A 25485-nucleotide genomic window follows, 5' to 3' on the forward strand; every position below is an offset into this window, starting at 1 on the left:
CACAAAACGATCGGTCAATATTTAGAAAAGCGGATTGACAGGTGAAACGAAGGTCTTTGCTATTGGGGGCCGCCACCCTAACTTTAAGTCAATTGGCGGCAGGGTGCGACTCGAAGCCCATTCTCAAAATTCGATCGCTCAAAAACGGTATTCCGGCCCAACTGGTAAGCAAATTTAGCCGCGATGTACAACCGTCTCCGCTTTTGCAGGTAACGCAAGAAGGACAATTAAAAGAATTATTCGCCCTGTTGCAGGAGTGGAAACAGGTTCCCCAATCAAAAAATCAAGCTAACTTGGTGATGTTGGGAGATTACTGGCTGACTTTGGCAATTAGGCAAAAATTGATTAAGCCCATCGATCCTGCTAAGTTGCCTAATTGGGCACAATTGCCCGAAAGGTGGCGAAATTTGGTAACGCGAAACGATGACGGTTTCTTAGATGCGAGAGAAAACGTTTGGGGTGTACCTTACCGCTGGGGAAGTACGGTAATTGCCTATCGAACCGACAAATTTAAGGCTTTGGGGTGGACTCCGACAGATTGGAAAGACTTGTGGCGATCAGAATTGCGCGATCGAATTTCTCTGCCGGACAGTGCCAGAGAAGTTATCGGTTTAACATTAAAAAAACTCGGAAAATCTTACAATACGCAGCAATTAGATCAAGTCCCAAATCTTAAAAAAGAACTCGCAAATCTGCACCGACAAGTTAAACTTTATAGTTCTGACGCTTACCTGCAACCATTAATTTTAGGCGATACTTGGTTGGCCGTAGGTTCCTCTGGGGACTTGCTGCCGCTGCTGCAAACTCAAAAGGATATTGCTTTAGTAATTCCAGTTTCGGGAACTGCACTTTGGACAGATTTGTGGGTAGAACCAGTATCAGGGAATCCAGTTTCTTTAGTGGAAAAATGGATTGATTTTTGCTTACAACCTCGGGTTGCTCCTCAATTATCTTTGCTGGCTAAGGCTAGTTCGCCGATAATTGTCGGTATGAAACCCGAAGATTTGCCGGAAGCTGTTCGCACTAATTCTGTGTTGTTGCCGGATGCTAAGATTCTTGCTAAGAGCGACTTTATGCTGCCTTTTGGGGATGCTGGTATTGCCCAATATCGATCGCTCTGGCAAGAAACTAGGCAAGTAGTGAGAACTTAAAATGTAGAGTGCGTCAGCTCTTGATTTATCGATTATCCAGAAAATTACTCGCGGCTGACGCACCCTACTAAAATCCTTTCACCCTTCCTCGAATACCCGGATTTGAAAGAGATTCTAACTCAATCCGACAGTTAAGCCGATCGCCCTTGCACGAATAAACTGCCAAAGCAGTGCCTTGACGGTTGCAAACTCGCACATTGTAACCATAATCGTTGGCGACAGTGCCAAAGCGGTTAACAAACTGATAGCGTTCCATATAATCGAGCAAACTCCAAAGTTGGCGATTGACTATGATAATTACCCAAGTATTGCCGGGATCTACAAACCAGCGATCGAGCAATTTGCCGCCATAGAGTTTTTGAGCTAACCACAGACTTGGCACGCTTTTTTCTGTTTGCGAAAGCGGGGGCGACGGGAAATTAGCAGCGTTGCCAGTCGGGCAGACTGGCTGCTGGGAAAATACCGCATATTGCTCACACAGCAAGGCTCCGAGGCACGCAGAAACCGCAATCAGGAACAAAAATAAACTTTTTGTCAAAATGCCGTGCCTGCGGAGGTAAACTTGATTTTTGTGGCAAAAATTGTGGTAATTCATAAATTGGCAAGGGCCGGCTTTGTACAAAACTTATCTGTTAACATCGAGTCTTGTAAAATAGGTTGGTAGTGAGTAATTTAGTGTTCAGGAAATTAGTTGTGAGGACTGAATTTCTTACTCCGAATCGGCGCAAGAGTTCTTAAAATTCCGATCGCCTAAACAATGAAGCAGGCAGACAAACAGTAAAAGTAGAACCGCAATCTAAATCGCTAGTAACTTCAATATCGCCGCCCATCATCTGACAAAAGCGCTGGCTGATAGTCAGTCCCAAACCAGTACCGCCGTACTTGCGAGTAGTTGAATTGTCGGCTTGAGTAAAAGGTTGGAACAGTCGCTCTTGCTGCTCTGGTGTCATGCCGATGCCCGTGTCCGTCACTCGGAAAATTAAAAATTCTGCATCCAAAATTAACAGTTGAGCCACTCTCGGTTGATATTTATTTTTTAATTCTTCACTGGTAATTCTTTCTAAAGTAAGCACGATCGTCCCACTAGCACAAAACTTAGCAGCATTGCTGAGCAAATTCAGCATTACCTGCCGCACTTTCATCAAATCGCCGTGCATTGCGCCGATATTGTCAGAACTCAATACTTGCAAAGTATTGCCGTTTTTATCCATTAGCGGTTTGATAGTTGTTACCACCTCCTCGATTAAGCCGCCGACATCGAAGCTTTCGAGGTAAATCTCCATCTTGTCAGCTTCAATTTTGGAAATGTCTAGAATGTCCTCTATCAGCCGCAGCAAGTGTTTACCAGCAGTGCGAATTTTGTCTAAATCCGAGACTAACTCTAAGTTGCCTAACTCTTCGGCATCTTCCACCAGCATATCGCTGTAGCCGATAATTGCATTGAGGGGAGTGCGTAACTCGTGGCTCATGTTTGCCAGAAAAGCACTCTTGGCGCGGTTGGCGAGTTCTGCTGCTTCTTTAGCCAACTGCCATGCTTCCTCAGCGTCTTTACGTTCAGTGATATCCCGCAGTGTCGCCACCACCGCTTCGACGCTGCCGTCTGTCGCACAAACCGGACTGAGAATGTACTCGTAGTCGCGGGTTCCCCAGCTTGCCGTGGGGACAATTACTTCGCCTTTCACGGGTTCGGCTGTGGCAAATATGCCGTGGCATTCTTGGTGAACTCGCTGCATAATTGTTGGCGACCAGCCTAATTCCTGCCAGGTTTTGCCAATCATTTCTCTGGGGTTCATGCCGGCAGCTTGAGCCGCGGTGCGGCTGACATAAGTGTATTTTCCCGATCGATCTACTAGAAAAATTAGGTCAAGAGAAGCGCCGAGAATGCCGTCAACTGTTCTGGCGTGTCGGGCTACCTGAGCCGTCATTTGTCTGACTGTGATGGCCCCGCGGACTCTGGCGGCGAGTTCAAACCGCAAGAGTTCGTTGGCTTGTTTGAGGAATAGGGTGCGCTGTTCGACTTCTATTTCTAGTTCTGCTTTGGCTTTTTCTAGGGTGAGTTCGGCAAGTTTGTGATCGCTCACATCTGTAGAAATTGTACCGACTGCATAAGCTTTACCTTCGGAGTTGCAGAGAGGAAATTTCAGAGAAATATAAGTGTGCGGGCCGTCGTCTTGAGGGATGATTTCTTCGATGGTTAGAGGCGAGGAGGATTCGAGAACTTTCAGGTCGTTTTCTCGCAAGGCTGCTGCTTTGTCTTGGGGAAAAATATCGCCGTCAGTTTTCCCTGTTATTTGCTCTTTTGCGATGTCGAACAAATTGTCAAAATGGCGGTTGGTGAGCAGGTATTTTCCGTCAACATCTTTGATGTAAATTACTGCTGTTGAGTTGTCTAAAATCGCTTGCAGCAGTGCTTCGCTCTTTCGCAGGGCTTTTTGAGTGTTTTGGCGATCGAGTATTTCTGGCTGCAATTCCAAGTTGAGGCGATTTAAGTCTTGCCAAGCTTCCTGGACTAAATTTAAGGCGATCGCGCTTTTTTCTAGTTCTGTATTTACCTGCCGCGACTGGTTTGAAACGGAGTTTTCGGGCAATTCTAGGGGTTGGAAAGCGAGCGGGATGTGGGGATTTGCGATCGGCCCAGCGCCCGCCAATTTTTTATATCGAAAATCTACGGCTAATTGACGATCTAAACTCGATTTTTTAAGAAATAAATCGGGGAATTCGCCGAAATTTAAATTGTCATAAATTAGATCAAATTTCCGGGATCGCTGCGGCGGTTCGGCGCTGGAGTTTGATGCCCAATTCCCGTCTACTGTTGATAAATCTGAGTTAGCGGGTTTGGCAATCCGGCGAGTGACGGCAACTCCCAAGGCAAAGGGGACAACGGCAGCCGCAGACATTGCCAGCAGCCAGTTATTGCCCCACCCAGTTGCGATCGAGGTTTTGGGGATGAATCGCACTAAAATTGCTGCGGGTTTTCCGGCTAAATTGCCGAGGGATTTGGCAGCTACTGCATAAGTTTGACTGCCTGTTTGTACGTTTCCGGCGACTGGTTTGCCGGCGGCGGCGAGTGCAGATTTCAGCAGCGATTTCTGTGCCAGCAAGTCTGGTAACTGTTGGTTTGTTGTAACTGCTTGCGAACTTGCCAACACAAATTTGCCGTCAGCCAGCGGTGCGTAGATAGCCTGATATCCGCCGCCTTGTAATTTGAGGGTTTCGGTGCTAGCAACTGCCGAAGTTTTGCTGATAATTTTTCCTAACACTAAGGCAGCAATCACTGTCTGATTTTTGGGATCTTTTATGGGAATTGCTGCGTAGTGGAGGAGAACAGGGCGATCGCCTTTTCCGGGTGGCAAAGATCCCAATTGTTCCTGAACTTCCGATTTGCCAAGGATTTCGCTGGCGGTAATTTGCTCTTTTGCAGCGAATACTCGATCGACTATTTTTTGCAGGTTAAAACTTTTTCCCTTCTGGTTGGAGTTGACGCTAACCACTATCTGCCTGTTTTTTCCCACTAATGCCGCGCTGTCTATTTCCCCTGTTTTGACTTGATTTTCTAGAATTTGATTGACAGATTTTTGCCAATATGATATTTTCTTGCCGCTGTTGTAAGCTAAGGCTGTTTGGGCGATTGTTTTGCTGTCAGAGGTGTTTTGCAAACGGTCGGCGGCGCGATCGAGTTGGAGATTGTAGTTGATTTCACTAAGGCTCAGTTCGGATTTAGCTTGATTTTGCAGTTGATTGCTTCCAACTGCTGATGTTAGCCAAAGTGCTGCTGCCGTTAGTCCGACGGGCAAGATTGTTTGTAAAGTCAGCAGTCCGATTAGCTGTTTTCTGGTAACAGATAAGTTGTAGGTACAAGGCTTGAAAGCTGCTTTCAATCTTCTTTCGGAAGTCGCAACTTTAGCTTGCTGCAGACAATTTTGCTGGCTGTCGTTTAACTGAGTATGAGCCATAGTAGTAGATGGTGAATCGGTTATAGATGATAGGCCATCAATTAATCGGGAAGGCAATCAATTTTAGATTTTAGATTTTAGATTTTAAATTTTAGACTTCGGCGTGATCGGTCAGTTGAACGATTTTAGATTTTATATCGAGTTCGGTTAATTACTCATCATAAAATTATTGCCTCTCGCCGCCGCCAACCAAGCAAGAAAATGACTGGGGGATTCTCAAAAAAATCAGTTTCTCCCTGTTAATCAGATTGTGTTATTTAGTTGTTTTTACATATAATAATTTCGGCTCCTATTTAAAGTGTGTTGGGATCATCCAAATGAGTGCTTTCACTGGAGTGTTCGCGGTTAGATTTAGGCTTTGCTGTGCAAGGTACTCGCACTCCTCAAAAACGCTTTTTGCAAAATCGGGATGCTCCCACATACAGTCCTAAAACGAAGTAGTTTATCGATCGACTGTATCGTAAATTCAGTTAAACTGAGATGTTGCACCATTCTCAATAAGCCTTGTAGGGGCGGGCTCTGGGCCCTCCCCACAAGAAAATGCACTTTTTGTGGAACAGGCCGGAAAGCCTGTTAAGCGAGAATGCTGGAAGATTTCAGGTTAAACCAAAGTTTAGCGTAATTATTGCAACACTTAGATACGCTCGATCGGCTTTTCCCTGCTTTACCTTTTTTTCAATCCCACAATCGCCTGCCTGCTTTGCCACCCAGTCGCTGGTGTGTATCTTTGAGCAGGCTTGGGATGTCTAACTCTTCGGGACACCGGGGCAAACATTCGCCGCAATCGGTGCAGCGGTTGCCTTTGCTGCCGGCAAACCAGTGTCCGGCATTTTCAAACATGGCGTAGCGGTATTTGCCAAAGTCAGTCATGTCGCACCCGACGGCGAGATTGCGGAGTCGCAATACTTCGGGAATGTTGATGTTTTCCGGGCAAGGCAAACAGGCATAGCACTGGCTGCATTTGTCGGTTTTCAAAGTGTCTGCAATAGCCGATTCTAGCCGATCGAACGCAGCGATTTCGGCGTTGGTGAGGGGAAAGTCGCGATCGCAATATTTCAGAGGTTGCTCTAATTCTGTCGCATTTGCAGGGCCCACACTCAAAGTCCCAATCCTCGTATCGCTGAGTAAAAACCGATAGTTTAACTCTAAGGGCGAGAAAGGCGAGCACAATTTTGCGAGAGTTTCCGGGGGCGTGTAGAGTTGCCCTCCTTTATCTGCCGGGGAAATGATGAAAACGCCCATATCTTTGTCTTTAGCGAGTTCAATTGCCGGGGCGTTGCGCTGAAAAAAATAGTAATAATGCAGATTGACAAATTCAAACCAATCTGTATTGATTGCAGCCAAAATCAGATCCAGAGGCCCGTGAGTCGAAAAGCCGACGTGCCGAATCCGACCATCAGCCAGGGCTTGGCGTACAGATTCCATGCAGCCTGTGGGCGATCGCACCCAAGCCAAATGTTCCCAAGTATTCAAACCGTGAATTGCCAGACAATCGATATAGTCTAAATTCAGGCGTTTGAGGGATGCGTCGATGCAGCGTTCCATTGCTGCTGCATCCTCGGTTGGGGAAATTTTTGTAGTGACGTGGAGGCGCGATCGATCGACACACAAACCAGCCGAAAGGGCCGCGCCAAGATATTCCTCACTGCAACCGTAACCCGCCGCCGTTTCCAGGTGATTGATTCCCTGAGACACTGCCTGCTGTACAGTCTGACAGGCAGTTTCCTCAGAAGCCAAATAGCGCATGGTTCCCAAGGAAAATACAGACAGGTGCAACTCCGTTTTGCCAAACCGTCGATAGCGCATAAAGTTTAGGAAGTTTCGCCCGGGCTGAAGCCGCTTCTCTTAATCAAATCCTCTGGACGGAGGTTTGAGATAAATTCCCGGAAGGCCCGGCGTTCTGCCTCATCAGCATCTCGATCGACCGGTATCGAAGCATCGGCGACGACTTCTTCCATCACCCAGATGGGGCTATTCGTACGCAGGGCTAGAGCGATAGCGTCGCTAGGTCGGGCATCGATCTCTTTTTTAACTTCTCCCTGACGGACGATCAGCACGGCATAGAACGTGTTATCTTGCAGCGAGTGAATAACTATGCGCTCCAAGGTAAGACTCCAGGCCTCTAAAAAATTGACCATCAGATCGTGAGTTAAGGGCCGAGGAGGCTTGTGGCCTTCGATCGCGCTAATAATAGCCTTTGCTTGCTCCTGACCGATATAAATAGGCAAAGCCCGTCGCTCAGTAGCGTCTCTCAATAGGACAATAGGACTGCGCGTGGCTGCATCTAAGGCAATTCCAGCGACTTTCATTTCAATCATTCGATCGGCCTCATAGAATTAAGAAACTGTAAGGCAGTAGAGAACTTGGACATAAAGATCACCTAAATCCAGTATGACTTGATCTTCGCCGGAATCTGCAACAGATCTGGGACTATCGATTTTCGATTTTCGATTGACTCGGGGGGAGAGGGGGACGGCAAAACCTCCTGTCTCTGGTTTGTCTCTATGGTTTCATGTAAATAAGCGATCGACTACGGAAAAATACTTATGTTTACAGGACTAATTCAATCTCTGGGAAAGCTGAAGTCGCTAGGCAACGATTATTTCCAAATTTCCTGCACATCAAACAACTCCTACCAGATTTTACAAGATTTAGCCATTGGGGACAGCGTAGCCGTGGATGGAGTCTGTTTGACGGTAGTGGAAGTTCTGCCTCAAGGTTTTGTCGCCGTCGCTTCCCCAGAAACTCTCCGCCGCACTACTCTGGGATCATTCCCCGATGCTTTGGTGAACCTAGAAACCTCCCTGCGGGCCGGTAGCAAATTGGGGGGACATTTTGTGACGGGGCACGTAGATGCGATCGGCACTTTAGCCACATCAACCCAAACAGCCAACGCTTGGGAGATGCGGTTTACTGCCCCACCAGCTACCAATTCGGGATGGCAGCGTCAAATCGCACCTTACATCGTTTCCAAGGGCAGTATCGCCGTCAACGGCATCAGCTTAACCGTGGCAGATTGCGATGCTGACGGCAATTGGTTTGAAGTTGCTGTTATTCCCCACAGTTTTGGTGAGACAAACCTCAGATATTTGCAACCAGGAAGTTTAGTTAATTTAGAAGCAGATATTCTGGGCAAATATGTCGGCAAATTTCTCCGCAGCGGCTCAAAATCCCATCCCGAACCGTGGGAAGAAACCCCGGCAATCAACAGTTTGGGAACAATTACACCAGAATTCTTAGCAGAACACGGATTTATTTAATCAATGAAACAATAAAAATCCTGGCTCAACGAAGTAGGTGTGGGCTGGGTCAGCCACGAATTCTTTTATCAATAATTGACTGCTCTGAGCTAACGCACCTACTAACTGCGATCCATCAATTAAATTCTTGTAACTTCTGGAGCTTTTCTTTGCTATCTTGGATTTTATCAATTAACGTCTCCTTACCTCTAAAAATCTAACTTTTAGTTGTAGTCTATCACCCTTCTCTTGGTTTGGAAAACTCATTGAAACGTGCTACATACCATTGACTTTGAACAGAGAATGCGGTAAATTGTTATTAGGATTTTTTTAGCTATCTCTTCCACCGACTGTGTAACTCCTGACTGCGACGAGTGTAAGGTAGAGCTGACAATCTATAAATCAAAAAAAAATTTGAAAAACCTTGTTAAAAGCCAATGCAGCCAGATTCTCAAAAATCCCCCAATTTTCCTCTCGTCTCAGTCATTATTCCTGCATACAACGCTGAGCCATTTATTGAAGAAACGGTGAAATCTGTTCTCGCTCAAACTTATCCAGCAATTGAAGTTTTAGTAGTCGATGACGGTTCCCAGGATCGAACCCCTGAAATTGTAGAAAAAATTGGCAAGAAAGATTCTCGCGTCCAGCTTCTGAAACAGCCAAATTCTGGAGTCGCTGCTGCTCGAAACTTAGGAATTGAAAATTCGAGAGGAGAATATATTGCCCCCATTGATGCCGATGATATTTGGTATCCTGAAAACATTGAAAAACAAGTTCAATGTATGTTAGAGGGAGGAGCAGAAGTAGGGGTGGTTTATTCCTGGACAGTGGACTTGGATGAAAAAGGATTGCTAACAGGAGGATTCCGGTCTTTTAAAATTGAAGGTGACGTGTACGCGACCCTAATCTGCCACAACTTTATAGGAAACGCTAGTGCTTCTCTGATCCGTCGCAGTTGTTTGGAAAAGGTGGGGGTTTATGACAAGACATTGAGGCAACGGAATGCTCAATGCTGTGAAGACTGGGACTTGTACCTGCGGATAGCAGAGCTTTATCAATTTCGAGCCGTGCCGGAATTTTTAATTGGCTATCGCAGGATGTATAACACTATGTCTACCAACTATACGACAATGGCGAAGTCTCACTCTTTGATGCTGGAAGCCGCTAAGCAACGGCATCCCGAAATTCCAGATTTTCTGCATCGATTATCTAATTTTTTGCTGTACTTAGCGAACAAAAGCAGCCGCAACGGCCGCGATCGCACCACGCTATTTTGGTTATTCCAAGTTTTAAAAACTGACTGCATCTCACCCTTATCCCGTTCTGGCTTTTACAGAGTATTAGAAAAGAACTTTTTAAACCTATTATCCCCGTCTTTGCAACATCAGGAGGCTCTAGATGCACCTGTGAGAGTAGAAGATACGCCATCCTCTGAGAACCAATTGATCAGCCGCGAGGTGTTGGTAGAGAGCCGGCGCCAAAATATCGAATTAATGGTAACGATAGGGAACATTTTTCACCGTTCAATTTCCCTTATTGTCAAGCGAAATCCAACAAATATTGACACGATCCCTCAAGTGAACCTTACCGCCACGCCACCGACAAAGGCTGAGTTGTATGAATGAAAAAGAAAATTCAGCCTATTAAAACGTAACTGCGTTGCGATGAGCAGTTACCAATTTTTCAAGCGATATAGCACCGACTCAGTATTAAAATCTTTCCCGAAAACGGGTTGTAGCGGGCCCTGGGGACTTGTCAGCCAAGATAAAGCTTTTCTGGTAGCTGCGTTTGTATCAGTCAGGGGCCCGAATCCCACAGTCCTAATTTTATTTTGCCGCAGGTTGTCAATCCATGCCGAAAGTTGATCGGCTCTAAACGGCACATATAAAACTTGTCTGTCCAAATTTCTCCCGTAAAACAGGTAGCTGCGCGAACTTAAAAAGAAGCCTATTCTTTCATCTGGCACTGTATTTTTATCAATATATTCGTAAATGCCGCGATACAGCTCGGTGCGTGCGAAATCTCGCTTTTCCCTCCAATGACCAATTACTATCAATCCTATACAGACACCAATTATCACTATGTAAATTGATTTTCTTCGGCTTGGAAATACATGATTCAGCGATCCGAAGCCAGGATTTATTTTCAACAATACCGCAGCCACAGTCACTGACACAATATAAAATATCGGATATGGTAATATATATTGCCAACTCGGAGCTAATATTTTCCAGATACTATTAATAGCTTCTACTGGGTTAGACTTAAAATTGTCAATCAACAAACTCCCCCAAACAATGCTATCTCCGGTGAAAGAAGCATTTTTAATATAATCAAAAATTGTGTTGCTAGTAATTCCGAACAAACCACTAACCAAAACCACTGCCATAACAACTAGATTTGGAGTTTTCAAGAGAGTTGCTGTAGCTGCTGCTGCGACGGCGAGTACGCTTAAAAAGGGAAATCCGTATCTGAGGTTAAAACCGAGTATAGGGCTGAGTTTACCGATCGACTCTCCGACAGTACCGGAGGTGTAAGGTGTAATTAGGTACAGAATTCCTGTACTGGCGAGAAGTACAATTAAAATAATATTATTTTGATTAATTCTTCTGGTTTTACCCTGGATAAAAGCCAGAGGTGCTGCCAATACCTGAAGCGCGATCGCCACAAAGGGCAGTTGCAATCTAATGATAATTTGTAAGCCGACAGTTTGCCAGTGGGAAAAATTGCTGGGATTAAATTGAGCTGCTAAAGTGCTTTGCCAAATCTTTAGAAGTGGCGAAGCGGGTGGCTGCTGTACCGGAGGTGTTAGCCCAGGTACGGGAGACGGTAAGGGAACAGGCTCTAAAGGAATTTTAATATCGCCGACTTCGCTGACAGGATAATTGATTTGCAGCAAGTTTCTCGCATACCAAAAAGCTCCTAAAAGCAAGCAACAAGCTACGCCGCACAGCAAGACTGGTTTAAGAAAGTGGGGAATTCTAAATTTAGCTGATGTAGATTTTTTATTAACCGCGAATCTTTGAATTTCTAATATTGCTAATCCTCCTAAAAGTGAGGCAGCATAGACTATCCCAGTGATTTTTATTCCGGCTAGCATTCCTGTGGCTGCCAAAAATAGGGATAGTTCGGATTGCGATCGGCTGCTATGATATGATAAACCTAGATACAAACCGACTGTAAATATTGCAGCTAGCGGTAAGTCGGGGTGAATGGTGTTAACTTGGTTGAGCATCATCGGTACTGTCAAGACTAAAGATGCTGCTGCCATACCGTGAAGTCGCGTTGCTCCAAATTTTACGCTTAATAGATAGACTGCAATTCCCTCAAGTACCCACGCAATTAGCAGGGGAGAAGCTGCTAGAAAATCTTCTCCGAAGGGGAGTACACACAAAGCAGATAAAACGTGCCAATTGTAGGGATATACTCGGGCTTGTTCTTGCTCAAAAATCCAATTACCCGCAGCATCTAATAATGTAAATGAATTGGTTTGATACCATCGGGCGATCGCAGGCAGGTGAAACCACAATGAATCATAATTGGTTGTGGGTTTGGTTGCCAGAGTTTCCAACAGCACAACTCCTGCAACAGCGGTGGCAACAATAATTAGGCGTTCGGATTTGCCCAAAGGTTGCTTTAGTTGGGGAATCTGCCACTGCGAGAAGGTAAAAGTTTTGTGGTTTTTTGGATAAATCAGGATGAAGCCGATCCCACAAATCAAAATTTCTGCTATAATCACCGCAGCAATATTTAGTCGATCGGCACTTCCTAAAATCAAGCCGATACAAACTTGTGCAATGCTCCATCCCGTCAGGTGTACGAGGAGAAAATGGGGAAATGAATAGTTATTGTTTTCTTTCTGATTCTCGAAGGCAAGAGACAAGCTTAAGGGAATCGGCCCGACTACAATAATCAGAAATAAAATTAATTCCCACAAATGCTGCGCTATTAGCATAAGCTGCAAGTTACCATTTTTTATCAGTTTTTCCTCGTTACCCCAAAGAGCCTGGTAACGAGGAAAAGCAACGAACACGCGAACTCGTTGCACAAAACATAAATTTTCTTGTGGGGTGGGCTTTTCGACCGTTCCACAAGAAATTTAATCTAGCCAATCCCCAATTTTTACCTGTTAGCTTGCTTCTGAGGTTTGGGTTTGACTGCTTCAGTACCTTTGGGCTTAGAAGTGTCAGCTTTTAACAGTTCCGGGAATGGCGGCTGGAGGTTGTGAACTTCGATGTCCATTCCCAGCGGCAGAGGTGGAAGCTGGGGCAGATCGTTTTCCAAATCCTTGAGTCCGCTAGCGGTTTGTATTTCCACCATTTTCGGCATTTGCGGTACTTTGGCGGTTTCCAAACTGCCGATCATTTTTGCCAGAGCGAATTCTAGCTGAGAGCCCGGGTCGATCGCCACCCAACCCTGGTCAGTCATTTGCCGAACCTCGAAGTGGAGGTGAGGCCCTGTAGACATTCCCGTACTGCCGACGCGGCCGATAGTCTCTCCCTGTTTCACCCACTCTCCCGGTTTCACAAACAGTTCCGAAAGGTGAGCGTAGAGAGTTTCCTGAGACTTTTTGCTGTGGTTGAGAACCACCGTCAAACCGTAGCCGCCCAACCAATCGGCGATCGCCACTTGACCTGCATAGGCTGCCAGTACGGGCGTTCCCATCGGGGCTCCCAAGTCAGTTCCGGTGTGAAACCTGCCGTAGCCCATAACCGGATGAGTCCGCCACCCAAACGGCGAAGTAATTGCCGAAGCAATAGATAGCGGAAACAGCAAGCTGGTGTTGCCATTTCCGGGCCGGCCTGCGGGACGCGGCGTGAGATTATAGTAAGCAAAACCGGTATTGCTGCCGCTGCTGACACTAACCGCACCGACTTGAACCGGCCCGAGTCCCATGCTGGGCGCTGGAGCGCCGCCGTAAGATGCAGATCCGGCATAATACCCAGCGTCTGCGGAGTATCCAGTGTCTGCCGAGTAGCCGATGTTTGCGGAGTATCCAGTGTCTGCCGAGTATCCTGCGTCTGCCGAGTAGCCGAGGTTTGCGGGGTAGCGCGGGGGTGCGTAGGCAGATTCAGGCGGATTTGAACCCTTCCAAACCTGGCTGCCTATTTGTTGAACGGCTTGACCGATTTTACTGACAGGATTTCCGCTACTATTTCCTGCCACAGTTTCCCGAACATTGTCTGGAATGCTTTCTGGCAGATTTCGAGGAGGAGGGGCTGCAATATAGCCGTTGTCTGCGATCGGAGGTTCCGGGCTGTAGTTGGGTTCTCCGGCATCGGCCGTCACCGGCTCGGAAACCGGAGGAGGCGCGCACCAACCGCCACCTCCTTCGCATCCGGTCGATCGTTCTGCAAACTCTATACTTGTTGGCGCTTCGTACTCTTGGTACTCGCTGGTAGCGCCAATACTGTAGTCTGTTTGGTCGATTTCAGCGTGGGCTGGGTTAACTGGCGCTTCAAAAGGCGGCTCCTGGGCCGTCGCTTCTGGCAGGGGAATCAGCGCGGGTTCCGGCAGATAATATTCGGTGGGAGGTGGTTCGCTGGCGTACTCCGGCTCTGACGGCGGTGCGGCATCGAAAGGCTCGGAGGGCGGAACTTCTGCCTGCGGTTCAGGGTAGGGTTCTGGCGACCCTTGGCTAAATTCGGGTTCCGGGGGCGGGAGAGGAGCTTCAAATAATGGCTGGAGGTCTGCCGCGCCGGGGACAGCTTGTTCGGCTGGCGGAGTTTCGGCTTGAGCCCAAACTAAGCCTTTGCTGAGCAGTCCCAGACTGGCAAGGCAACCCAGTCCCACCAGCAGTGAGCGATCGGACAAAAGGCGCGATCGAGTCCGGGCGCCTGTAGGGTTCTTTTTTTGCTGTTTGGTGTTCAAATGGGCTGTTATTTGCTTGTCTGGAACTGGTTTCACGATTTTTTTTCCCAACTCAACAGGGGGCACAAGGATCTCGAAGTCAGGATCGAATGTATGGCAATCCTTGTCTTTATATACAGGCCTAACTGATTTTACCGGGCTTGAGGCAATTTTTTTTGCACATAGAACAAGCTCAAATGCCTTACGCATTCTCTCGCGATCGATATCCGGTTTTTTTGATCCCGATGGCACTTGCCTAGAAGTCTGTGACGGCCACACTGATGATAGCGCTTTGGTGTTCGTATATGTTAATTAGTTGCCTATATTTCTCGGGTTATGCAAAATTTCGGCGCAGTAGGTTCTCCTAAAACCGCCGACTCATCCCGATTTTTTCCTGAAACCTGGCCCTGCCTTTAAACTTCGCGGACAAAATTTTTGATTGTTTAGAATACAAGCTAAATGATTCGCTTGGGTAAGGATAGGTTTCATGACTGTAGCTGGCGATCGCTTGACAAATTTTCCTGAGTCTGAATGCGCCGGAGGACCTGACGGTATCAGTTGGGACTGGCAGAGTTCTGAAGGCTTGCCCTATCTGACTTGCAGCTTGCTTTCTCGCTGGTCTCACGGCTTTTTTACGCGCGATTTCTCGCCCCTGGGGCCGATCGATCTGACGGCAGTTCTCGAACCGGGAGCTAAGGTTTACCGACTCCAACAGGTACACGGAAATGCGGTACTCAAAACGAGTGATTTGTCCCCGGTTGTGGCTCCGGCCCCGGAAACCGCTGCCCCAAGCTATGCTGAGGCTGATGGCTTGGTGGCAGCTCGAGAATTGGAGGCGCTCTGGGTTTGCTCGGCTGACTGTGTGCCGGTGCTGATTGCTGACGATCGCACGGGCCTGGTTGCGGCAGTTCACGCGGGTTGGCGCGGGACTGCTGCTAAGATATTACCAGAGGCGATCGCTCAACTTGTGGCACAAGGCAGTCAACTAGAAAATCTGAAGATTGCTATGGGGCCGGCGATCGCTGGAGAGGTTTACCAGGTATCTGTGGAAGTAGCAGCGGAACTGGGAGCCACTATTGCTCCTAAGAGTGCCGCTAGTGCGACAGCCGACGGCATTTTAGAGTTTTTGCACCAACTGCCGGAAACGCCTGTCTTAGCCGATCCAGAACCGGGAAAAGTACGCTTGGATGTTCGCCTCTGCAATGCTCTGCAATTGCAGCAGTTGGGAATCGATCTTTCTCAAGTGGCGATCGCTCCTTTCTGTACTTATTCTGACTCGGCTCGCTTTTTTTCGTACCGCCGCGATCAACTTAAAAAAGTCCAGTGGTCGGGAATTGTGAGTGCCTGCGGGAAAAGTCCCTTCTGAGGGCATTTGGCAGAAGGTAAAATTTTAGACGGCCAAGATAAAAATAACAATCTTTGGATTCATTATTTTTTATTTACGAATGCCAAATGCCTTCTAGTTTCTATTTTCGTAAGGTTTGCTGGTTCCTGTTTTAAAGCACCAAAAACTAGCAGCAAAACTCTTGGGAAAGCGGCAGAGCTCCCGCCCCGCTTTCCTCTCTTGTTAAGATTGCTCTATAACGAGAGTCTTCAGCGGGTTATTACCATGAGTGAGCCAACTCCCTATCAACTGCTTGAAGTCGATGAAGATGCTTCCTTTGATGAAGTGCAAGAGGCCCGCACGCGCCTAGGCGAGCAGTACAGCGGTGACAAGAAACGTTTGGAATTGATCGAAGCAGCTTACGATGCGATCCTCATGGATCGCCTGCGGCAGCGACAGGAGGGGAAAATTAAAGTACCCGAACGCATCCGCTTTCCCGAGCGGCTGACTCCGCCACCCCCAAGCTTTACTCCCTCTCCTCCTAGTGGCAGCCCAGCTTGGTTGCAGCGGCTAATCGATACTCCTAGTCGATCGGACATTTTGTGGCCGGCTGGGGTGTATGTGGGGTTAGGCGGACTGAGTATTTATCCGGCAGCTAATGATGGTTTACTACAGTTGACTCTGGCTCTTGGGGTCGGCTCTTGTCTTTATTTTGTTAATCGCAAGGAACAAAAATTTGGTCGGGCTGTGCTGCTGACTGTGGCTGGCTTGGTTATAGGCTTGTTGCTGGGAGGCTTTTTGGGTTCTTTGGTCAGTCCGGCATTTATAACAACAGAGAAATTTATCGCTTTGTTTACGTTTTTAATTCTGTGGCTGGTCAGCGGTTTTCTGCGATAGTCAGCAGTCATTAGTCAGCAGCTATTAGTCAGCAGTTATTAGTCAGCAGTTATTAGTCACCAGCCAACCACTAATAACTACTGTGGAATCTAGACCTCTGACAAATAACATCAGCTAACAATTAATAACTAATGACTAATAACTAATAACTAATGACTAATAACTAATGACTAATGACTAATTTTTGCGACCTAAAATAATCTCAACTGCTTCGCTCAAATTGTTGGCAATTAAATCCGGTTGGTGCATTTCTAGTTGGGTGCGATCGCGAATTCCGCACAAAACACCAATTACCTTGACACCGTGCGTTTTTGCTGCTACAATGTCCGCCTCCGTATCCCCAACCATCCAAACGTCAGAAGCCGGCGGCAGTTCGGCGAGAGCTTTTGCCATCAACAGGGGCTTATCTTTGACATCCCCGGTTTTGACGTAATCGTTGGGGAGGCAATAGCAGCGGTTTTCAGGGAAAAATTGCCCTAAATTACAGCGGTTGAAGGCTTCGTCTAGTTCCCTGACGCGGCGCATGGTCAGGACCGCTAAGTCTGCTCCAGCCCGCTGCACCTTTTCGAGCGTTTCCAGAGCGCCGGGCGCTGGTCGATCGTAAATCATGTAAGGGAGCGTGTGAACGGTTTGACGGCGTTTCTGAGCAAAATCGCGGGCTTGCTCTGCATCTAATCCTGAGAGGATAGCAATTTCGGTTTCGGGAACCCGCGCGCGCTTCATGTCCCAAAACTCGGCTTTGGGGAGTTCGCGCACTGGTTGATCCGAACGCTTAGTCTCGGCGAGACAATACTGGTAAACTCGGTAGTAGCGATCGGACACGTCCATGATCGGGCCGTCAAAGTCGGTAATAAGTCTCAGCATTTAGCAGAGTATTTTTAAGCTTTTATACAAATACTTCGATACTATATCACTTACAGGTAACACTTTCTTTACAAAAATTGACACAAATACCCAGGGGAGGTAAGGTCTATAGGAATAGTGCTAATTAAAGGGAACATTTGAATTAAACTGTGCTACTTCTTAACTTTAGCGGTTGTCAGCCATATCGCTGAATTTAAAATTAAAATATGCCGCACAAATAGTGCAAACCGCTACGTATTGTTCATAAATCTCAGCCTCAATAGAGGATGATTCTGACTGCGCTTTCTCAAAAAAAAGTTGGTAAAATTAATATTTTGCCTCATTTTTAAAATAAGCAAAAAACTGCTTGGAGAATCCAAAGTGTACTGTTTGCATAAATTAGCCAGCGGTACCAGAGGGTGACATCTGCCAGTATAAAAATTTATATGAGAAATAGCAGCCAAAAAACAACTAACTTTACCTGCTAATTTTTGAGATTGATGCTCTACAACAATAACGAGATGCTTCCAATATTAACTGTAGAGAGCAGCCCAAGAAGTATTAATATTCTTCTTTATAAGCTTTTATCCTTACGCAGGATTGAATACCTCACAGTCGATCGGGAACTTAAGATTCAAGAAATATCTTTGAAAGTGCAAGAGTTTGCCGACATTCATGAGGAAGTAGGCAAAGGAAAAGACGTGCGCGATAGTTTTCCCGAACTGATTGGAATTGAAGAAATCCTTGAAGGTATTATTGAACAACGAGAGCAAGACTTTCAGTTAAAATCAATTACCAGAGTTCTCAAAGACGGCTCTTATTTGTATCTAGATTTGTACATCTTTGGTTATCATGGAGAAGCCAATGCTGACAGATTGATTATTTTATGCGAAGATGTGACCGATAGCATTGCAGCTCAGCAAAGAATGGTTCAGGCTGCCAACGAAAACAGTATTAAAGTCGATTACTTAGCTGCGACTGGCGATTATATTGACAAAATTATTAATTCCCTAGGCGATGTTTTGTTAGTAACAGCAAACTCGGGAAAAATCAAAAAAGTGAATCAAGCCGCACAGCAATTATTTGGATATACCGAATCGGAATTAGTCGGCCAATCTATATCCATGATTACCGCTGAGGAGGAATTGTTACGCAAAGTCAGCCAGCTACCTCCTGCACTTAAAAGCGAATATTGGCCTCAAGTAAAAGTAGCTTGCCAAACGAAAATAGGTTTAAAGTTGATTGTTGCGTTTTCATGCTCTACTTTCGAGACAAGCACAGGAAGCAAGTATGCAGATAGCGAGGTTATACAAAATTTTGTTTATATCGGCAAAGACATTACCAAGCAACAGCGCATAAAAAATTGTCAAGAAGCACAGTATGCTGTTACTCATATCCTGTCAGAATCAACTTCTCTAGATAGCGCAACTCCGAGAATTTTGCAAGCTATTTGCCAAAGTTTTGGGTGGGATATTGGCGAACTTTGGACGCCCACAGAGGGGGAGAAAGAAACTAGATTTGGTGCGGAAATAAAACGCGAAAAACAGCCGCTTTTGTGCCGGCCACTTTGCTGTCCGATCGAGGACACTCCTGGTTGGCGGCGAGTGGCTGTTTGGCAGGCGGCGGAGGAAGTTAGCGAGTTTGCCGAAAACCACCAGCAGATTACTTTCGCTGCGGGTGAAGGTTTGCCGGGAGCGGTTTCCAGAAGCGGTTCTACGCAGTGGATTACCGATCTTGTGGGCGATCCCAATTTCGTGCGATCGCGCTTGGCCGAGGAAGCGGGACTGCGATCGGGATTCGGTTTCCCCATTCACGCTAGGAGCCAAGTTGTAGGAGTAATGACTTTTTTTTGCCGAGAAGAACTGCCACCGGATCAAGATTTACTTCAGATCATAGCTGTGGTAAGTTCTCAATTAGGGGAATTTGTCAAGCGCAAATATGCAGAGCAAGAATTGCAAGAAGCTGAAGCTTCAATCCGATTTTTGTATGAACAAGAAAAACGCCAAAGTGAAGAATTAGCTCGGCAAAATGTAGCTTTAGAACAAGCCAAATTAGAATTACAAGCAGCTAACATGGAATTGCAGCGGCTCGCTTCGGTGGATGGATTGACTCAAATTCCCAACCGCCGCTGTTTTGACAAAAAATTGGAGTTAGAATGGCAGTTGATGGAGCGAGAAAAAGAGTCGCTGTCTTTAATTCTGTGCGATATCGATTTTTTTAAACTTTACAACGATTATTACGGGCATCAAGGAGGCGACGAATGTTTAAAACAAGTAGCCCGGATTTTAGCTAGCCACGCTCAGCGGGCAGGAGATTTAGCCGCCCGCTACGGCGGCGAAGAATTTGCGGTAATTTTGTCGCGAACTGATGTGCAAGGAGCAAAGCAGGTAGCTGAAGCAATTCGCAGCGATTTGAAAGCAGCGGCAATTTTTCATGCTGCTTCCAAGGTAAGTAAGTTTATAACTCTCAGTATGGGGATCGCTACTACTGTGCCTGCTGCTGGTTTATCGATTGAGGAGTTAATTGGACAGGCCGATCGAGCCCTGTATCGAGCTAAACTAGAAGGGCGCGATCATATAGTTAGCCTAGACTTGAAAATAGAATTTCCGGGCCCGAAAGGAGTATTTTCTGATGATTGTGAGAGAAGCTAAAATCGCTGATGCACCTGCAATTGCACGGGTTAATCTAGATACTTGGCGGACCGCTTACCGAAAAATTGTACCGACAGATTACCTAGCGCAACTGTCCTATGAAGAAGGAGAAAGGGGTTGGCAAGAAACCCTGGAAAACGTCAAAAATACTGGGGATTTTGTCTGCGTTGCTGAGAATGACTCGGGACAAATTGTGGGTTTTGCTGCGGGTGGTTGCGAGCGAACGGGCAAATATGTTTATCAAGGAGAATTATTTGCCATCTATATTTTGGAGGAATATCAGCGTCAAGGAATAGGACGGCAACTCGTGAGAACCGTTGCAAAAAAATTGGCAGAATTAACTTTGAATTCGATGCTGGTTTGGGTACTGGGAGACAATTCAGCCTGCAGGTTTTATGAATTTTTAGGAGGTGAAAAAGTGGAGGAACTACAGACAAGCAGAGCAGGAGTTGCACTCAAAGAAATTGCCTACGGGTGGAAGGATATCGCAGTGCTGATCGACACGGCCGCCTGACCTAAAAATTGGAAGTTTTATCAATCATTTATCAAGCTTCCCCTCTTCATTTGTTCCCGTTCAATTGCCTCAAACAAAGCTCGAAAATTCCCGGCGCCAAAACCTCCAGCTTGCACCTGTTTGCCGTTAACTAAAGTAACTCGGCGCTCAATCATCTCGAAAAAGAAAGTCGGTTCGGCAAAAATTGGCTGGGTAAAGATTTGCAGCAGCATCGCTGCGGGAGTATCTTCTTGCCAATCTGCCAAAACTTCAGAAGCTGCAATTGATTGCCAATCTGCGGGCACATAATTTTGCCGCTGCTGCAATTCCGAGTAGTATGTTGGAGGAACAGGCAGAAAAGGCAAACCGCGCGATCGCAAATCGGCAACAACCCCCACAATATTATCAGTTTGCAAGGCCATGTGCTGAATTCCCGGCCCCCGATTTGCGCTCAAAAACTCTTGAATTTGAGAATTAGTTGATGCGGGTTCATTAATCGGGAATTGCACCCCACCTTCAGCGTGCACCATAACTTGGCTCCGCAAAGCCGATTTCTGAGTCTGAATGTCAAAATTTTGCTGCGGTTGAAAACCTAATATTTTTTGATACCAACTAACAGCACTTGACAAATCGCCCGATTCAACATTTAACACTACGTGGTCAATCAAGGTAAACAGCGGCAGCTTACCCGAAGTTGATGGCAGTGAATGGCCGCCAATTCGCTCAACGAGCGTGTGGCTTAAATCTCCCCAGCCAGCGATTTTTGCCTGCTTAAAATAGCCTCCTGGTTTTAGGTCTTCTTGAATTGATTCCAGGATTTTAGCGCCTGCCGCCGCCGCTCTCGCTACCGCTAATTCGATATTTTTTACCCGAAAACCCACATCGGCAATCCCTGGAGGATGAAACTTCAGCCAAGTAGCAACGGGACTCGCGGGTGTCACAGGCGAAGATAAAACAAAAGATACATTGCCGCTGCTGACAACTTCAGTGCGAGTGTGGCTGTTGGCATAACCTGCTGTGGATTGAAAGCCTAAGCGGCTGACAAACCAGTCGCGGGATATTTTAGCATTTTCAACGTAGAAGTGAATGCGATCGAACTCCATAATCAATAATTGAAAATGGAAAGGGAAAAATGGATAATCGGCTGATTTTCAATGGGAAACTGTAAGGGAGGAACTGAGAAATGGATATTTTTCATGTGTTTTTTGTGCGCGCGCTTAATAATAACGTCAAAATTGAATACCCTAACTCCCTCTGAAGGCAGAAATAGGTCGGCAATTAAAAGAAACCCGGTGTTTGCGATAACTTGGATTTGACCGCGAGGTCTTCATCAAGCGGTAAGGTGTGTCCATAAGCACCCTACATAATTAGGTTCTGCGCAAGTTCTCAAACTTAAAGATGTCATATTTTTTTTGCTTTCAGCTTTCGCTGCCGAATCCTGAATGCCTTCAAATCACTCCTCAATCGCTAAAAGAACAAATGACTTTCCGGCTGAATATTAATCTCCGCCGGCACAGCTTGCGGGTCAGCCGAAAGAGCAAACATAATCGCATTTGCAGCAGTTTCGGTACTCAGCATTTTTGACCTGTCTACCTTCAAACTCACATGATCCCAAAAGGGAGAATCCACCCCGCCAAAATAGAATAGCGTAAACTTAATGCCGTAGCGTCGCAGCTCATCTGCCATGCACTTGCTGAAACCAACTACCCCAAACTTTGAAGCGCAATAAGCCGTTCCCATCGCCATCGAATGCTTGCCCAAAATCCCGACGACATTGCAAATGTGGCCCGATTTGCGCTCTTTCATCACATTCGCCGCTGCTTGAGACGTGTAAAAACTGCCTTTTAAGTTCAAGTCAAGCATTGCATCTAAATCAGCAGGTTCTAACTTGTTCCACTGCTTGAGAATTCCCGCACCGGCGGCGTTTACGAGGGCATCAATTTGTCCGAAATGCGCCGCAGCTTTGTGCATCAGCGTCTCAACTTGCGGCAAATCAGTGATATCTGTAGGTACGCACAGTACCTCTGTTGCTGAAAGTTCGCTAGCTAAAGCGTCTAATTTACTGCTGTCTCTGGCGGCGAGCACTAGCCTCGCACCCGCATCAGAGAGTTTGCGGGCCACCGCTGAACCAATGCCGCCAGTCGCCCCCACCACAACCACAACTTTGTCCTGCATATCCCTTTACATTTCTTTACGTCCAGATTGTATGATAACTCAAGTTGCTAGTAATGGGGATGCTTATATATTTTAAATTTTAATTAATTGAGGGAAACTTGCCAGCCTTTTTCGGCTTTTTTTAGCTGGAGAGAAGCGCAGGATTGCAAAAATTTCGTAAACTTTCTACCCAGATTAAAATCTTTAATTATTTGGGTGATTTGTTTGCCGTATTGTCGGTGAAATTCACTGCCTACATTGGAGAGAAATACAGAATTTTCAGGAGAGTTGCCAGTTAAGTCGCCAACGATTTTGACAAGAGCTCTTTCCAAGTCTTCCAGAGAATTAATATCTGTCAACTTCGCAGGTGGTGCCTGGTGGCTATTCAAATTTTCTTGGTTAAGTATTGGCGGTGGGGGCGGCAGTTTGACTTCAAAAAGGGTGACATAAGTTTGAGAAGTTTCTGAGGGTTTGTGGAGGGCAAAATCGGTGGGATATTTAAGAAAGATATCCCTGGTTTTAGTGCCGAGCAAATGATGAGAAACAACTTGATTTAGGACTAAGCCGTAATTTTCCCTAAATAAAGCTGAAACAGTAGAAAGTTTGATCCACTGAGTTGAGGTGCGTTTTTGCTCTTTTTTTATTAATTCTTTTAGCTGAATAACTAATTGCTCTAGGGGTGTAATTTCCGGTGTGGTTACCAGGGAATGGGTTTCGACTTGTCCGGTTTTGCTGTTTAAAACTATGATTTTATCTATTTGTTTGCGGACTTGAAATACGGTTAATCCGTGGGCTTGCAGTGTATTGCTGAGGTGAGTGAGGGCGCGATCGGACGAACAGACAAAAATCTCTTTGGCTGTGGGATAATGTACGAAAATCGATGCGCCGACTGTAGCCATTTTTAAGTCGGCGCTGTCTTTGCCGGGGGGGACGTGAATTAGTTGATAGCCCCGCTGGTGAAATTCGGCATCTTTCTTGCCCATGCTGCGCCAGTTGGCAAAGGCAACTTTGATTTGGATGGGATAGTGGCAAATTCCCTCTAGAAATTTTTCGGTTTCGATGGTGAGTTGCAAGTTTTCGACATCTAGCAGCAAGATAGCAATGCCGACAGGAAGCGGGGCTGGTTGATTGGCTGTTGGAGTTGGTGGTTCTGACGAAACTGAGTTTTCTGATTTAGCTGGTGCTGTTTGAGATTGGGCTAGCTGCTGAATTTTGGCAGATAATTTGCTGAATTGAGGTGAATTAACGAATTCTGGAATCAGCAGAATTTGTAGGTATTTTTTCGCAGTCAGCAGCAGGGAATCTGTATCGCTGGCTACTGTGAAACTTTTTGTCAATTTTCCAATCAAAACTGACTGAAAATCAGGTTTGGCCCAGGGGGTTTTCCTGTATTTTTCAGCTATCCATTCGGGATGCTGTTCCTGAATGGTAATTAGGGTTTGAGCTATATAGCGACTGATGGCGCTGAATGCGAGAGATTCTTGAGTCGCCAGCAAGGGAGTTCGATCGGGCATGACCCTCTACAATGCGGGATGCTGTTTCAATTTATCACACTTCTAGTTTCTCGCCGGGAGTCGGACGATCGCCCGCCAAATTAAACCGGCGGCAATTAATGCCAATCCTGTCAGCCAAATTTCCCTTTCCACCCAAAAAGCCAGAAACAGACAATTTCCCAAACCCACCCAAGCCAACCACTGCGGATAAAGCCTTTCGGCGGGGGAAAGTTGCAGCGCGGCGAGGTTGGTGATAGCGTAATATATCAGAACGCTAAAAGCGCTAAATGACCAAGTGGTTTTGACATCGCCGAGCAGGATTAAAAGTGCGATCGTAACTTCGACAACCACCACAGCCACGTAGGGAGTTGTCCCCGAAGGATTCAGCCGCGCCAAGACTCTCGGCATATCCAAGCGCCGCCCCATAGCCAGCCAGATGCGCGACAGCCCTAAAATTAAGTTCAGCAAAACTCCCAACATAGCGGTAATTGCGCCGACGGCTAGCAGTTGAGAAACTCCTGGAATTGGGAAACTGCGGGCGATGACTTCCAGGGGTGCAGTCGTGCCGCCTGGTTGTAAAGACAATTTATCGGCTCCCCCCACACCGGCGACAACTACTGCTACCCCCACGTAAAGCAGCATTGTCAGCACCAAAGTGAAAATTATGGCTTTGGGAATGGTTTCCCTCGGTTCCCGCACTTCCTCGCTCATTGTGGTGATGCGGGCGTAACCGCTATAAGCGACAAACATCAGGGCGGTGGCTTGGAGGATGGAGCCGATCGAGCTATCATTCTCTAGGGCGAGCCTTTCCCACCTTACCTCTGGCAAACCGACAGCAACAAACACCGCTAAGGATAGAAGTGTAACGGAGACTATGGCAGTATTGGCAATATTCGATCGCCTAATTCCCGTCAATACAATTAAAGTGAGGGCGGCGAGGGATCCTAAAGCTGTTAGGATCAGGTAAGTGCGATCGGCTACACCAACTGCATTTAAAAAATACCCCGCAAAACCTAAAGCAGCAGTAGCCGCAGAAGCCGTTTTTGCCAACAGAAACATCCAGCCGGCAGTAAAACCCAGCCAAGGATTGAGATATTTGTAGCCATATTCATAAGTACCGCCGCTAACAGGATGATTTGCCGCTAATTGAGCGCTGCTAAGGCCATTGCAAACAGCCACTAAAGCCGCAATACCTACAGCCAAAATCACTCCCGGCCCAGCAACTTCCGCTGCAATACCGATACTCACAAATACTCCGGTACCGAGGATTGATCCCAGGCCCATGAGAGTTGCGCCGAAAACACCTAACTCTCGCTTAAGAAGCGGTGAAGACATAAATATAGCGGTTTTCTTTTCATTGCCATACTGATATTAGGTTACATCGAGTAATATTTGCAATAATTCCGGCAGGGGTTTAAACCCCCGCCTCAAAAATCA

18 protein-coding genes are annotated in these 25485 nt (G+C 46.5%); 7 read left to right on the top strand and 11 right to left on the bottom strand.

The features are described from left to right. Positions 1-41: 41 nt before the first annotated feature. Entirely contained in the window at positions 42-1151 is a 1110-nt protein-coding gene (locus QUA57_RS00735; RefSeq protein WP_333058919.1) for an extracellular solute-binding protein, read from the top strand. A 67-nt stretch (positions 1152-1218) separates the two neighbouring features. Here the strand turns inward: QUA57_RS00735 and QUA57_RS00740 are convergent, their stop codons facing one another. From QUA57_RS00740 to QUA57_RS00755, 4 genes are all read right to left on the bottom strand, one after another. Further along, positions 1219-1746, bottom strand: coding sequence for a hypothetical protein (locus QUA57_RS00740; RefSeq protein WP_333058920.1), 528 nt, complete (start codon positions 1744-1746; stop codon positions 1219-1221). Positions 1747-1885: 139 nt separating this feature from the next. Next, positions 1886-5104, bottom strand: a complete 3219-nt coding sequence (locus tag QUA57_RS00745) for a PAS domain-containing protein (RefSeq protein ID WP_333058921.1) — start codon at positions 5102-5104, stop codon at positions 1886-1888. Positions 5105-5779: 675 nt separating this feature from the next. Continuing rightward, complete coding sequence (locus tag QUA57_RS00750; RefSeq protein WP_333058922.1) at positions 5780-6910, bottom strand: aldo/keto reductase; 1131 nt, start codon at positions 6908-6910, stop codon at positions 5780-5782. Positions 6911-6915: 5 nt separating this feature from the next. Then, positions 6916-7422: a bifunctional nuclease family protein gene (locus QUA57_RS00755; RefSeq protein ID WP_333026715.1), complete on the bottom strand. Its 507-nt coding sequence runs from the start codon at positions 7420-7422 to the stop codon at positions 6916-6918. 228 nt (positions 7423-7650) lie between these two features. Between QUA57_RS00755 and ribE the strand changes: the two genes are divergently transcribed. Both ribE and QUA57_RS00765 read left to right on the top strand, forming a co-directional pair. Then, positions 7651-8364 carry a riboflavin synthase gene (gene ribE / locus QUA57_RS00760; RefSeq protein WP_333058923.1) on the top strand — a complete coding sequence of 238 codons (714 nt, stop codon included), beginning with the start codon at positions 7651-7653 and terminating at the stop codon, positions 8362-8364. 416 nt (positions 8365-8780) lie between these two features. Further along, positions 8781-9968 (top strand): glycosyltransferase family 2 protein, encoded by a 1188-nt coding sequence (locus QUA57_RS00765; RefSeq protein WP_333058924.1) that lies wholly within the window; start codon positions 8781-8783, stop codon positions 9966-9968. A 47-nt stretch (positions 9969-10015) separates the two neighbouring features. On the opposite strand, the gene QUA57_RS00770 is transcribed toward QUA57_RS00765, so the two are convergent. Beyond that, positions 10016-12391, bottom strand: a complete 2376-nt coding sequence (locus tag QUA57_RS00770) for a hypothetical protein (RefSeq protein WP_333058925.1) — start codon at positions 12389-12391, stop codon at positions 10016-10018. 74 nt (positions 12392-12465) lie between these two features. Beyond that, complete coding sequence (locus QUA57_RS00775) at positions 12466-14250, bottom strand: peptidoglycan DD-metalloendopeptidase family protein (RefSeq protein ID WP_333058926.1); 1785 nt, start codon at positions 14248-14250, stop codon at positions 12466-12468. A 430-nt stretch (positions 14251-14680) separates the two neighbouring features. On the opposite strand from QUA57_RS00775, the gene pgeF reads away from it, so the two are divergent. Both pgeF and QUA57_RS00785 read left to right on the top strand, forming a co-directional pair. Then, a complete protein-coding gene (gene pgeF, locus QUA57_RS00780; RefSeq protein ID WP_333058927.1) occupies positions 14681-15559 on the top strand; it encodes a peptidoglycan editing factor PgeF in 879 nt (292 codons plus the stop codon). A 243-nt stretch (positions 15560-15802) separates the two neighbouring features. Then, positions 15803-16414, top strand: coding sequence for a CPP1-like family protein (locus tag QUA57_RS00785; protein ID WP_333040744.1), 612 nt, complete (start codon positions 15803-15805; stop codon positions 16412-16414). Between the two features lie 177 nt (positions 16415-16591). Here the strand turns inward: QUA57_RS00785 and QUA57_RS00790 are convergent, their stop codons facing one another. After that, positions 16592-17278, bottom strand: a complete 687-nt coding sequence (locus tag QUA57_RS00790) for an HAD family hydrolase (RefSeq protein WP_333058928.1) — start codon at positions 17276-17278, stop codon at positions 16592-16594. Positions 17279-17778: 500 nt separating this feature from the next. On the opposite strand from QUA57_RS00790, the gene QUA57_RS00795 reads away from it, so the two are divergent. Further along, positions 17779-19908, top strand: coding sequence for a diguanylate cyclase domain-containing protein (locus QUA57_RS00795; RefSeq protein WP_333058929.1), 2130 nt, complete (start codon positions 17779-17781; stop codon positions 19906-19908). Next, on the top strand, positions 19889-20422 hold the full coding sequence (locus QUA57_RS00800; protein WP_333058930.1) for a GNAT family N-acetyltransferase: 534 nt from the start codon (positions 19889-19891) through the stop codon (positions 20420-20422). The genes QUA57_RS00795 and QUA57_RS00800 overlap by 20 nt, the downstream gene beginning before the upstream one ends. A 20-nt stretch (positions 20423-20442) precedes the next feature. On the opposite strand, the gene hppD is transcribed toward QUA57_RS00800, so the two are convergent. The 4 genes from hppD to QUA57_RS00820 form a co-directional block, all read right to left on the bottom strand. Continuing rightward, positions 20443-21504: a 4-hydroxyphenylpyruvate dioxygenase gene (gene hppD / locus QUA57_RS00805; RefSeq protein WP_333058932.1), complete on the bottom strand. Its 1062-nt coding sequence runs from the start codon at positions 21502-21504 to the stop codon at positions 20443-20445. Positions 21505-21868: 364 nt separating this feature from the next. Further along, positions 21869-22576 carry an SDR family oxidoreductase gene (locus QUA57_RS00810; RefSeq protein ID WP_333058933.1) on the bottom strand — a complete coding sequence of 236 codons (708 nt, stop codon included), beginning with the start codon at positions 22574-22576 and terminating at the stop codon, positions 21869-21871. An 83-nt stretch (positions 22577-22659) separates the two neighbouring features. Further along, complete coding sequence (locus tag QUA57_RS00815) at positions 22660-24069, bottom strand: NYN domain-containing protein (protein WP_333058935.1); 1410 nt, start codon at positions 24067-24069, stop codon at positions 22660-22662. A gap of 42 nt (positions 24070-24111) precedes the next feature. After that, positions 24112-25383: an APC family permease gene (locus tag QUA57_RS00820; RefSeq protein WP_333058936.1), complete on the bottom strand. Its 1272-nt coding sequence runs from the start codon at positions 25381-25383 to the stop codon at positions 24112-24114. Between the last annotated feature and the right edge of the window lie 102 nt (positions 25384-25485).

It is taken from the genome of Microcoleus sp. Pol7_B2 (assembly GCF_036701035.1).
GTDB lineage: Bacteria > Cyanobacteriota > Cyanobacteriia > Cyanobacteriales > Microcoleaceae > Microcoleus.